Source organism: Dryocola sp. LX212 (genome assembly GCA_041504365.1).
Classification (GTDB): Bacteria; Pseudomonadota; Gammaproteobacteria; order Enterobacterales; family Enterobacteriaceae; genus Dryocola.
Map to the genome: position 1 here is coordinate 1,661,629 of CP167917.1, position 11,581 is coordinate 1,673,209.

Annotated in this window: 11 protein-coding genes; all 11 read left to right on the forward strand. The window is 54.3% G+C overall.

Annotated features, from left to right (window positions below):
- Positions 1 to 10: 10 nt before the first annotated feature.
- Positions 11 to 700 (forward strand): helix-turn-helix transcriptional regulator, encoded by a 690-nt coding sequence (locus ACA108_07940; GenBank protein XEX97421.1) that lies wholly within the window; start codon positions 11 to 13, stop codon positions 698 to 700.
- A gap of 423 nt (positions 701 to 1,123) precedes the next feature.
- Positions 1,124 to 1,621, forward strand: a complete 498-nt coding sequence (gene tssB, locus ACA108_07945; protein ID XEX97422.1) for a type VI secretion system contractile sheath small subunit — start codon at positions 1,124 to 1,126, stop codon at positions 1,619 to 1,621.
- A 40-nt stretch (positions 1,622 to 1,661) separates the two neighbouring features.
- Positions 1,662 to 3,212 (forward strand): type VI secretion system contractile sheath large subunit, encoded by a 1,551-nt coding sequence (tssC, locus tag ACA108_07950; protein XEX97423.1) that lies wholly within the window; start codon positions 1,662 to 1,664, stop codon positions 3,210 to 3,212.
- A gap of 18 nt (positions 3,213 to 3,230) precedes the next feature.
- Complete coding sequence (tssK, locus tag ACA108_07955) at positions 3,231 to 4,568, forward strand: type VI secretion system baseplate subunit TssK (protein ID XEX97424.1); 1,338 nt, start codon at positions 3,231 to 3,233, stop codon at positions 4,566 to 4,568.
- Complete coding sequence (tssL, locus tag ACA108_07960; protein XEX97425.1) at positions 4,565 to 5,218, forward strand: type VI secretion system protein TssL, short form; 654 nt, start codon at positions 4,565 to 4,567, stop codon at positions 5,216 to 5,218. The genes tssK and tssL overlap by 4 nt, the downstream gene beginning before the upstream one ends.
- 3 nt (positions 5,219 to 5,221) lie before the next feature.
- Positions 5,222 to 6,958, forward strand: a complete 1,737-nt coding sequence (locus ACA108_07965; GenBank protein XEX97426.1) for an OmpA family protein — start codon at positions 5,222 to 5,224, stop codon at positions 6,956 to 6,958.
- A 2-nt stretch (positions 6,959 to 6,960) separates the two neighbouring features.
- Positions 6,961 to 7,452 (forward strand): Hcp family type VI secretion system effector, encoded by a 492-nt coding sequence (locus ACA108_07970; GenBank protein ID XEX97427.1) that lies wholly within the window; start codon positions 6,961 to 6,963, stop codon positions 7,450 to 7,452.
- A 176-nt stretch (positions 7,453 to 7,628) separates the two neighbouring features.
- Complete coding sequence (gene tssH, locus ACA108_07975) at positions 7,629 to 10,265, forward strand: type VI secretion system ATPase TssH (GenBank protein XEX97428.1); 2,637 nt, start codon at positions 7,629 to 7,631, stop codon at positions 10,263 to 10,265.
- The gene (locus tag ACA108_07980; GenBank protein ID XEX97429.1) at positions 10,258 to 10,806 is read left to right on the forward strand and encodes a type IV secretion protein Rhs; all 549 of its coding nucleotides are present in this window, start codon (positions 10,258 to 10,260) and stop codon (positions 10,804 to 10,806) included. The genes tssH and ACA108_07980 overlap by 8 nt, the downstream gene beginning before the upstream one ends.
- Positions 10,800 to 11,267, forward strand: coding sequence for a putative T6SS immunity periplasmic lipoprotein (locus tag ACA108_07985; GenBank protein ID XEX97430.1), 468 nt, complete (start codon positions 10,800 to 10,802; stop codon positions 11,265 to 11,267). The genes ACA108_07980 and ACA108_07985 overlap by 7 nt, the downstream gene beginning before the upstream one ends.
- 83 nt (positions 11,268 to 11,350) lie before the next feature.
- The gene (locus tag ACA108_07990) at positions 11,351 to 11,560 is read left to right on the forward strand and encodes a hypothetical protein (protein XEX97431.1); all 210 of its coding nucleotides are present in this window, start codon (positions 11,351 to 11,353) and stop codon (positions 11,558 to 11,560) included.
- Positions 11,561 to 11,581 lie beyond the last annotated feature (21 nt).

Sequence of the window (11,581 nt, forward strand, 5' to 3'; positions counted from 1 at the left end):
TGAGTTTATTATGTCCAGATACAATCCTAACAAACCAAGTTTTATATCACAAGATGATAATTTATTTTTGGAATACTATCTCCATAATCCCGTAATACTCTGGCGCCAGGGTATCCTGCTCGTTAAAGATTCCTCCCATAGGTTTATTGCTTCAAATAATAACTTTAAATTATTTTCAGGTTTTTCTGCTAAGGCATTGATCGGTTTGTCTGACAGTGATATGCCTTGGGGGGATTCACAGGATTTGTATATTAATCATGAAAAGGATGTTCTGTCGGGAAATGTTTACTCGGTAATTGAACCATTGAACGGTCTGAGCAAGGTTAATTTGTTCACCCAAAAAGATATTATCTACCACCAAAATGGTTCTCCTGGTGGAACCATGGCCACGGCGGCCATTTTTAATCATCACCTGGAGTATGGAAACCTGGAAGGGACATCACGGTCACTCAAAGTGTCAAATTTCTCTGAGTATAATCTGACTGCTACGGAATCCAAGGTATTATACTTTATTCTCAAAGGCTTTAAACGGGCCAGAGTGGCGGAGTTAGCTGAAATATCAACTTCTTCCTTTGACTTTCATATCAAAAACATCAAAGTGAAGTTTTCTGTAGATACGTTCGAAGCACTCATTGATGTATGTTACCAGAATCGAATACATGATTTATTTCCTGTTCACATAATCTCACCTCATTTATAGGAAAGCAATCATGCGAAGTGTGCAAGGCGTAACTAAGGATGCGGTGGTATATATTTTAATAAATCTCGCCTTCATGGTTATTATTTTTTAAATACAAACCTTGTCGGTGTGTGTCATTTTGTTACGCACATGTCAGGTGCTTCAGCATTCTCTCGTTTTTCACATTCACGGTGCCTATGAATACTCATAGGCACCGTGAATGTGAACATTTACGTGTATCTATATTTTTTGCTAGGATCTGTTCATTCACTATTTTGCATTGTAAGCTTCCTTCTTATTGTGATGTTTCTAGCCTGACCGCGGAGTGCAATACCATGCATTAACATTTGCATTGTGTGAAATAGGTATGCTGAAGAGCAGTAGTACTTCAGTGAGCGTATTTATTCAGAAAAATAATTTAAGCATTCATGGAGATAATAAATCATGGCTGATTCATTTCAATCAGAAATCCCGAAGGCGCGCGTTAACATTTCGTTAGATTTACACACGGGAGGTGCGCAAAAGAAAGTTGAGCTTCCCCTTAAATTACTGAGTGTAGGTGACTTCAGCAATGGCAAAGCCACCGGCACCCTGTCGGAAAGAAGTAAATTAAATGTTAATAAAAACAACTTCGACTCGGTCCTCGAAGAGCTGAACCCTGAAGTCAGTCTCACCGTAAAAAACACGCTTGCAGACGATGGCTCGGAAGAAAATGTCCATCTGAGCTTCAGCAAGATGAAAGACTTCGAACCTGAAGCTGTTGTCCGTCAAATTCCCCAGCTTAAAGCCATGCTCGCCATGCGTAATTTACTGCGCGACCTGAAATCGAATCTCCTGGACAACACAACCTTTAAGAAAGAATTCGAAAAAATTCTGAAAGATCCTGCGCTGAGCGATGAGCTGCGTAACGAACTAAATGCGCTGGCCCCGTCCCGGAATTAATTGTCAGGTACCGGAAATATTAACGGAATAACTGGAAAGAATGCTTATGTCAGTCAATAACGAAGCCAAGAGCCCGGCGGCGGGTGCAACAATTGAAAAAACACTTCCGGACGGCGGTGTCTATGCCTCACTGTTCGAAAAAATAAATCTGCAGCCGGTTGCCGAAATGGGCAATCTGAATGGCTTTGATGATAATACCGTGATGGCGGAAACGTCTGCGAATGCCCGTGTGACCGCCGCAGTTCAGGTCTTTATGCAGTGCCTGCAGAAATCCGGACAGAAAGTCGAAAAATTAGATAAGACCCTGCTGGACCATCATATCGCGGAGCTTGACTTTCAGATCAGCCGCCAGCTTGATGAGATCATGCATAGCGATGAGTTCCAGAAAGTGGAGTCCGTCTGGCGGGGACTTAAATCCCTCGTTGACAAAACAGATTTCAGGCAGAATATTAAGCTGGAAGTGCTTGATTTATCTAAGGAAGAACTGCGGCAGGATTTCGAAGACTGCCCGGAGATTATTCAGAGCGGATTGTACAAGCAGACCTATATTGCGGAATACGACACACCGGGTGGCGAGCCTGTCGCTGCCGTCATTTCAGCGTATGAGTTTGATGCCTCAGCCCAGGATGTGGCGCTGATGCGGAATATATCAAAAGTTTCCGCTGCTGCTCATATGCCATTTATTGGCTCCGCGGGACCGGCCTTCTTTTTAAAAGACGATATGGAGCAGGTCGCCGCCATCAAGGACATCGGCAACTATTTCGACCGTGCTGAATATATCAAATGGAAATCGTTCCGCGAGACCGACGATTCCCGTTATCTGGGACTGGTGATGCCGCGTGTGCTGGGTCGCCTGCCGTATGGCCCGGATACCGTGCCGGTGCGCAGCTTCAACTACGTTGAAGAAGTCAAAGGCCCTGACCACGATAAATATCTGTGGACTAACGCCTCCTTTGCATTTGCCGCCAACATGGTGAAGAGCTTTATCAACAACGGCTGGTGTGTCCAGATCCGTGGCCCGCAGGCAGGTGGCGCAGTGCAGGATTTGCCTATTCATCTGTATGACCTCGGTACCGGTAATCAGGTGAAAATTCCGAGTGAAGTGATGATCCCGGAAACCCGCGAATTTGAATTTGCCAATCTGGGCTTCATTCCGCTGTCCTACTACAAAAACCGCGACTATTCCTGCTTCTTCTCGGCGAACTCTACCCAGAAACCGGCACTGTATGACACGGCCGATGCGACCGCTAACAGCCGTATTAACTCACGTCTGCCGTATATCTTCCTGCTGTCGCGCATCGCGCATTACCTGAAGCTCATTCAGCGTGAAAACATCGGCACCACTAAAGACCGTCGTTTGCTGGAACTTGAGCTGAACACCTGGGTCCGTGGACTGGTGACCGAAATGACCGATCCGGGCGACGAACTGCAGGCGTCTCACCCGCTGCGTGACGCCAAAGTGATTGTCGAAGACATCGAAGACAACCCGGGCTTCTTCCGAGTCCGCCTGTTCGCTATCCCGCACTTCCAGGTGGAAGGCATGGACGTCAACCTGTCACTGGTTTCTCAGATGCCGAAAGCCAAATCGTAAGGCGAGGGGAAATCAGGGATGAAAATTTACCGCCCACTTTGGGAGGATGGGGCCGCTCTGGCCCCGCAACAGTTCCAGCAGCAGGCCCGCTGGAGTGAACACGTTGCCGACATGGTCGCCCGGATGGGTATTTCTCATCCCTGGGGCGTGGTGGCGGCAGAATTTGATGATGCCGCACTGGCGCTCTCGCGCTTGAACGCCACCCGTCTGGTGGTGCGCTTTCAGGACGGTACCCTTGTGGATACCGACCTGGCAGATACCCTTCCTCCGGTCTGTGATTTGTCTGTTGCCGCCGGCAGTGAGGCTGTTGACGTGGTTGTCGCGCTGCCGCTGTTGAGTGCCAGCGGCGGCAACCTCGATAACGGTCAGGACAGTGAACGCCCGCGTCGCTGGAAAGCGGAGCGTGTGGTGGTGCAGGAGCTGGCCGGGCATGAAAGCGGGGAACTTGCGATCCTGCGTAATGCGCTGACCCTGCGTCTGTCCAGCCAGGAAAACACGGCATACCTGACCTGTCCGGTCGCCCGTCTGGTGCGCAATGCACAGGGACAATGGAGCCGTGACCCGGCCTTTATCCCGCCGATGCTGTCGGTTGCTGCGAGCCCGTCACTGACCACCGAACTGGGTGACCTGCTGGTTCGCCTGCAGGCCCGTCGTCGTCGCCTGATGGCCATGCGTCGTGAAAGCAATGAGCGGATGGCCGACTTTGCGGTCGCGGATGTCTCCCTGTTCTGGCTGCTCAATGCCCTGAACAGTGCTGAGCCGGTGCTGACGGAACTGCTGCAGACGCCGGATCGTCACCCGGAACTGCTGTACCGCGAACTGACCCGTCTGGCCGGCAGTCTGCTGACCTTTTCGCTGGAGCACGACGCCAGCGATATTCCTGCTTATCAGCACGATGTACCGGAGCGGGTGTTCCCGCCGCTGCTGGCACTGCTCGACAAGCTGCTGGAAGCGAGCCTGCCGTCGCGGGTGGTGAGTATTCACCTGGAGCATCAGGATCAGATCTGGAAAGGTGCCCTGCACGATGCGCGCCTGCGTGAAGGCGCAGACTTCTACCTCTCCGTACGCTCCTCCATGCCGAACCATGAACTTCAGACGAAATTCCCGCAGCTGTGTAAAGCGGGCAGCTTTGATGATGTGTCTGACGTGGTGAACGTGGCCCTGAGCGGAATGGTTATCAAGCCGCTGACCCATGTTCCGGCCGCTATCCCGTTACGTCTTGAGAACCAGTATTTCTCGCTGGATCTGAGTACTGAGGCGGCTCGCGCAATGCTTGAAATGGGCAGCTGCACCTTCTACACCCCGCGCTCACTGGGGGATGTGAATCTTGAACTCTTTGCGGTGCTGCGCTCATGAATAAATCCGAACTCAGCCAGATAGAACGCATTTTCTACCCGGGCTGGCTGATGGCCAGCCAGCTGCGCGGTGGGCAGGAAGTCCGGGACGGGGAAGGGCTCTATCGCCGGGCCTGCCGTCTGGTGCAGGATGCGAAAGCGGCGCTCACGGAGGCCGGTTACAGCGACATCAGCCGTGACCATATGGTGTATGCACTGTGTGCACTGCTTGATGAGAGCGTGATGAACCGGGGAACCACCGATGATGGTTACCTGACGTGGCGTCGTGATCCGTTGCAGGCTCACTTCTTTGGCACCCTCAATGCCGGTGAGGAGCTGTGGGAGCGGATCCGCAACCTGCTGAAAGAAACCGCCCCTGACGCCGCCGTCCTGACCTGCATGTACCGGACCCTGCAGCTGGGGTTCGTCGGTCAGTATCGTGCCCAGGATGATGAACGCCGGGAAGATATCGTTCGCGCGCTCGCGGAACGGGTGCCGGCCTTCTCGCTGGCACAGGACGCCCCCATTGTTGCCCGGGCATCACGCCTGCGCAGCGGCCGTCGCTGGTACTGGCTGACCTGGGTTGTGGCCGCTGTCGCCCTGGTGGCGCTCTGGTTCTTCCTTTCGTCTTCGCTTACCGGGCTGGTAAGCCAGACTGTCAGGCCGGGGTAAGCGATGCGGGATGCGTACCGAAGTCTGTTAACTGCCCTGGGTGCCGTGCTGGCGCTGTGGCTCATTCTGGGATTCTGGCCGCTGTCGACAGGCAGCCGTGTGGCACTCAGCCTGCTTGTTATTCTGGTGTCCGGGGTGATGTTCTGGCGTCAGCGTCGGGCTTCGCAGGCGCGGGCGACCGCTGTCCGGGACATTGTGGATGAACACCTGCCGCCGGAAGATTTTCAGGGGGCGGTTACCCTCGTCTGTGGCGATAACGCCCCGCTGTTTGTGTCCGGTTCCCGTCACCGGGAAACCCGGCAGAGCTGGTATCTGTGGGTGAAGGATGCGGAACAGCTGCCACTCCTGGCTCAGCACCTGAGCCTGGTGCGCCCGGCCCTGGTGTCGCAAATCTCCGTCATGCTGGCGGTGGTACCTGAACAGCACACCTCCGGCGATGATTTTACCCAGTCTTTGCGGGGCTGGCAGCGGGCTGTTGTCCAGTGCCGTGCGGCATTTGGCACTCTCCCCCCGCTGTGGACTGTGACCTGGGTATCGCCTCCTGTGGCCTGCGCGGAGGAAGAGCCCGTCTGGTTTACCACGGTCAGCCAACGGAGCGGTATTCAGGTGTATCAGCCTGGTCAGGGCAATGTGTCACTGACGGAATGGACCCGGGAAGCCGGCTCAGACGGGCGTCTTTCGCGTCTGAGTCAGGGCCTTTGGCTGGACAGTCTGCTTACCTGGCAGAACAGCGCGGTGAATGACTTGCTGTCGGTACGCCAGGGCGAACTGCCGGTGATGAAGCCGTGCGTGCAGGGCATGTGCATGGTGCCGGTGAGCGGTATCGCGGGCAATCTCTGGCAACAGCACATCACTTCCGTGACGGCGCTGCCACCGGATGTCGTTGTCACCACCGAACCACTGCCGCTGCCTGAACTGCTGCTGCCGGCGTTACCACGCCGACGTGGTGTCAGCCGCAGAATGGTGTTCTGGCGCTATGCCGGATTACTGGGCGGAATTTTCCTGGCACTTGCCATGCTGGCGTCCTGGATGAACAACCAGCGCCTCATCCGTAATGTTGGCGATCACCTTGCGTTATATCACCAGCTGACGGGTAAGCCTGTTGCCCCGAAACTGCGGGCGCAGCAGCGCCTCAGAGCTGATGGCGCACTGCTGGATGACTGGCAGCGTCGCGGGGAGCCACTGCGTTATCGCCTGGGACTGTATCAGGGGCTGCGCCTGGTTCCACCTGTTGAGGCCGCCGTCAGCGACTGGGCTCCGCCACCACCACCACCACCGGTCATTAAGAAAATCATCCAGGGTCCGAAAACCCTTCGCCTCGACAGCATGTCGCTGTTCGATTCCGGGAAGTCCGTGCTGAAAGCGGGTTCGACCAAAATGCTGGTGAACTCGCTGGTGGGCATCAAGGCAAAGCCAGGCTGGCTGATTGTCGTGGCCGGTCATACCGATAACACAGGCAATCCCCAACTGAACCAGACGCTGTCCCTGAGACGTGCCGAAGCGGTACGTGACTGGATGCGTGATACCGGTGATGTGCCGGAAAGCTGTTTTGCGGTGCAGGGCTATGGCGAGAGCCGCCCGATCGCAACCAACGACACCCCGGAAGGACGCGCGCTCAACCGCCGGGTCGAAATCAGTCTGGTACCGCAGGCCGATGCCTGTCAGGTGCCGGACTCATCAAAAGCGTCACCGGATTCAACGGATGATGGCGACGCTTCAACTCAAGAAATGGAGAAGTAACCATGGCAATTCCTGTTTATCTGTGGCTGAAGGACGACGGCGGCGCGGACATTAAAGGTTCTGTGGACGTTCAGGATCGTGAAGGCAGCATCGAAGTGGTTGCACAGGATCACACCCTGTACATCCCTACCGATAATAACACCGGCAAGCTGACCGGTACCCGTATCCACACGCCGTTCAAATTCACCAAGGAAATCGACTCGTCCAGCCCGTACCTCTACAAGGCGGTGACTACCGGTCAGACCCTGAAATCTGCCGAATTCAAATGGTACAAAATCAACGATGCCGGTCAGGAAGTGGAGTATTTCAACACCAAGCTGGAAAACGTCAAGCTGGTGAAAGTCGCGCCGAAAATGCACGACATCAAAGATCCTTCCAAAGAGAAGCATAACCACCTGGAAGAAATTGAACTGCGCTACGAAAAAATCACCTGGACCTACAAAGACGGCAACATCATTCATTCCGACTCCTGGAACGAACGCGCCACCGCGTAAGCCCGATGCGGACAGGGTTTCCTGTCCGCAGTTTTTTTGCTGAGTGCCTGTCTGAAACGGGCTTTCAGCAAAGAAACCCACAATCTGCCTGCCCGACCTTATGCGCTTTGGTCTCCTGAACCACAGGAAACAGCGAAGGGCGGTAGCGTGTCCGGAATACACAAAGAGAGAAACTCATGGAAAATCCAGCCATCCTGTTGCGACGTCTGAACCCTTACTGTGCCCGAGCGATGGAAGGGGCGGCTTCGCTCTGCCAGACCCGCGCGCATGCGGAAATTTTGCCAGAGCACTGGCTGCTGAAACTGCTGGAGCAGGGCGAAGGTGACCTGACGGTGCTGGCGCGTCGCTACGAATGGGACATGGACGCCCTGTGGCAGGATTTGCTCGGCTGGCTGGATAACCTGCCGCGCTCGGTGCGCGGTCGCCCTCAGTTATCTGACAGTATTCAGACACTGATGCAGGAGGCCTGGCTGCTTGCTTCACTGAACGGCGAGGAGCAAATCCGCAGCATCCATCTGCTGATGGCGCTGGTCGATAAACCGAAACTGGCACGCTGTGACGGCCTGTGGCCTCTGCTGACGCTGGGCCAGAGTCAGCTGGAGCGCCTGCGTCCGCTGATTGATGCGCAGTCCGACGAGCGTCCGGAGCTGCAGCAGGAAGCGGAACTCGCCCGGCAGGGCGGCGATGTTGAAATGGTGGGTCGTTCGGTGGGAGCCGAAGTAAAAGACGGTGAACTCAGCCCGGCGCTGCAGAACGCGCTGGATAAATTCACCCTTGACGTCACTGCCAAAGCGAAAGAGGGCAACATCGATCCGGTGTTTGGCCGTGATACCGAAATCCGTCAGATGGTGGATATTTTGTCCCGTCGTCGCAAGAACAACCCCATTCTGGTCGGGGAGCCGGGCGTGGGGAAAACCGCGCTGGTGGAAGGGCTGGCGCTGCGTATCGCCGAGGGCAACGTGCCTGAATCGCTGAAAGCCGTCAGCCTGCGGACCCTCGACCTCGGCCTGTTGCAGGCGGGGGCGGGCGTGAAAGGTGAATTCGAACAGCGCCTGAAAAACGTTATCGACGCGGTACAGCAGTCGCCGAACCCGGTGCTGCTGTTTATCGACGAAGCGCACACCATTATCGGCGCGGGCAACCAGGCGGGCGGCGCGGATGCGGCCAACCTGTTAAAACCGGCGCTGGCACGCGGCGAGCTGCGGACCATCGCCGCCACCACCTGGAGCGAGTACAAGCAGTATTTTGAACGTGATGCCGCGCTGGAACGTCGCTTCCAGATGGTGAAAGTTGACGAGCCGGACGACGACACGGCCTGCCTGATGCTCAGAGGACTGAAATCGCGCTACGCCGAACACCACAGCGTGCACATCACTGATGATGCGGTACGTGCCGCGGTCACCCTGTCGCGTCGTTACCTGACCGGGCGTCAGCTGCCCGATAAAGCCGTTGACCTGCTGGACACCGCCGCCGCACGCGTCCGCATGAGTCTCGACACCGTGCCGGAAGCGATAGTGCGCCTGAAAGCGCAACTGACCGCGCTGGAGCTGGAAGAGCAGGCGTTGCTGGAAGATATCGCGGTCGGGGGCAATACACACCGTGACCGGCTGAGCATGAATGAACAGCAGCGGCAGGAAAAAACCAACGCTCTGACACAGCTTGAATCCCGTTTTATCGACGAAAAATCACTGGCACAGCAGCTGATGGCCAGTAGGAAGGATATCAGCCAGCAGGCGGAAATTTTGGCTCTGCAACAGCAACTAACACAGGAGCAGCAGGGCGATGCCCTGATTCAGGTGGATGTCGACCCCCGCACCGTCGCCAACGTCATTGCCGACTGGACCGGGGTGCCGCTTTCCTCATTGATGAAGGATGAACAAACCGAACTGCTGAACCTGGAAGCGGAAATCGGCAAGCGTGTGGTGGGCCAGGATGTGGCGCTCAACGCCATTGCTCAGCGTATGCGCGCGGCCAAAACCGGACTCACCTCCGAGAACGGTCCGCAGGGCGTGTTCCTGCTGGTCGGCCCGAGCGGCACCGGTAAAACCGAAACGGCACTCACGCTCGCGGACGTGCTGTACGGCGGTGAAAAGTCGCTTATCACCATCAACCTGTCGGAGTACCAGGAGCCGCATACCGTTTCGCAGCTGAAGGGCTCTCCTCCGGGCTATGTGGGTTACGGTCAGGGCGGTATTCTCACCGAAGCGGTGCGCAAGCGCCCATACAGCGTGGTGCTGCTCGATGAAGTCGAAAAGGCGCACCGGGACGTGATGAACCTGTTCTACCAGGTGTTCGACCGCGGCTTCATGCGCGACGGCGAAGGGCGCGAAATCGACTTCCGCAACACCGTTATCCTGATGACCTCCAACCTCGGCAGCGACCACATTATGCAGCTGCTGGATGAACAGCCGGACGCCAGCGAAGGCGACCTGCACGAACTGCTGCGGCCCATTCTGCGTGACCACTTCCAGCCGGCGCTGCTGGCCCGCTTCCAGACCGTGATTTACCGTCCGCTGAGTGAGCCTGCCATGCGCACCATCGTGGAAATGAAGCTCGCCCAGGTGAGTAAGCGTCTGCATCGCCACTACGGCCTGACAACAAACATCGGCGAGAGCCTGTATGACGCGCTGACCGCAGCATGCCTGCTGCCGGATACCGGGGCCCGCAACGTCGACAGCCTGCTCAACCAGCAAATTCTGCCGGTGCTGAGCCAGCAGCTGCTGACCCACATGGCCGCGAAACAGAAACCCCAGTCGCTGACGCTGGGCTGGGATGAGGAAGACGGCATTATGCTGGAGTTTGCTCATGACTGAGAAAAAGCAGGACAAGGATGACTTAGAGCAAGGTGGTGTCAGATTACTGACGACAGGTGAGATACAGCTGGCACAGTCGGTATTTGCGTCGACGATTGATTATGCAAGCGTGTGGATCCACAAGGACAGCTATCTGCCTTTTAATCTGCAGAATGAAAATACGGCAATGACGCCGAATGGTGAGCTGTATTTTCGTAATCAGTACCGGGGGGATTTTTCACAGTCAACATACGATCTTCAGCATATGTTTATCCATGAAATGAGCCACGTCTGGCAGTTGACCAGAGGGATGAATGTTATAGGGCGGGGTCTGGTGAGTTGGATGGTCAGTTATCACTACACACTTGATGGACGTCTGCTAAGTGAATACCCGATGGAGCAGCAGGCACAAATCATTGCGGATAATTTTACGTTGCAGAGTCATGGTTATAAAGCGTGGATTACATTACGGAGATCAAGTGACGTTACTCTGGATGGCGATATCTCAGAAAGTGCCATTCGACAACATTATAAAGAGGCGTTAAGAGGGTTTCCATGGTGATTAAAAAATACAGAACGTTATTTTTGAGCACGCTCACCTTGTCATGTATCTTCCTGCTAACAGGATGTCCAGGTCAGGGGGATAGATTTCGGCTAAATGAAACGACTCAGGTCAAGTTGATTGACGGCAATGTTTGTTTTCACATTACAGATGCACAGGATTATCATCCTGCGATTATATCGATAAATCTAAGAGGAACACCTTCGAAACAACAAGCGTTTGTTGATAGCCCACCACTTTCAATTAAATCTGAGCAGTTATGTATTCCTCCATCGTTCTATCATTTTGCAGATAATAGGAAATATATCGTTGATTTTGTCTTGACCTCTGACAGGAATATCGATGAACCAAGAAAATTTGTTGTTGGTGTAGAGGTTAACCATAGTCAATTTTATAATTTCCCTCTCACCGATCGTGAAATAGCAAGACCGTATGGCTCAATTGAAGTATCAGAGGAGTAAGCCTCATGAGTGACAGGGCTTAATAATTCATCAGGAAATATAGATTTAATTTTTTAACTCTAATAATCGTTGCAGGTGGCTCAATGAAAGTAATTATCTTCTTCCTGCTCGTTATTGTCGGTGTTCTGTTTCTTCCCGATGCTTTTATCTACACATTCGTTAAGCACTTTATTCCCATCAGTGGCGATGGCGAATTCGCCATGAACAACTTTGAAATGACCATGTTGCTGATAAAAGCGCTCTTATGCGCTGTCGGAGCTGGTGCCGTACTTACTTTTTTTTGTACTCGCTGAGTACCCTTCATTAAACCTGTA

Excerpts from the sequence above, each read along its gene's own strand:
- ACA108_07940 (XEX97421.1), top strand. The coding sequence starts at position 11 with ATGTCCAGATACAATCCTAACAAACCAAGTTTTATATCACAAGATGAT.
- tssB (XEX97422.1), top strand. The coding sequence starts at position 1,124 with ATGGCTGATTCATTTCAATCAGAAATCCCGAAGGCGCGCGTTAACATT.
- tssC (XEX97423.1), top strand. The coding sequence starts at position 1,662 with ATGCTTATGTCAGTCAATAACGAAGCCAAGAGCCCGGCGGCGGGTGCA.
- tssK (XEX97424.1), top strand. The coding sequence starts at position 3,231 with ATGAAAATTTACCGCCCACTTTGGGAGGATGGGGCCGCTCTGGCCCCG.
- tssL (XEX97425.1), top strand. The coding sequence starts at position 4,565 with ATGAATAAATCCGAACTCAGCCAGATAGAACGCATTTTCTACCCGGGC.
- ACA108_07965 (XEX97426.1), top strand. The coding sequence starts at position 5,222 with ATGCGGGATGCGTACCGAAGTCTGTTAACTGCCCTGGGTGCCGTGCTG.
- ACA108_07970 (XEX97427.1), top strand. The coding sequence starts at position 6,961 with ATGGCAATTCCTGTTTATCTGTGGCTGAAGGACGACGGCGGCGCGGAC.
- tssH (XEX97428.1), top strand. The coding sequence starts at position 7,629 with ATGGAAAATCCAGCCATCCTGTTGCGACGTCTGAACCCTTACTGTGCC.
- ACA108_07980 (XEX97429.1), top strand. The coding sequence starts at position 10,258 with ATGACTGAGAAAAAGCAGGACAAGGATGACTTAGAGCAAGGTGGTGTC.
- ACA108_07985 (XEX97430.1), top strand. The coding sequence starts at position 10,800 with ATGGTGATTAAAAAATACAGAACGTTATTTTTGAGCACGCTCACCTTG.
- ACA108_07990 (XEX97431.1), top strand. The coding sequence starts at position 11,351 with ATGAAAGTAATTATCTTCTTCCTGCTCGTTATTGTCGGTGTTCTGTTT.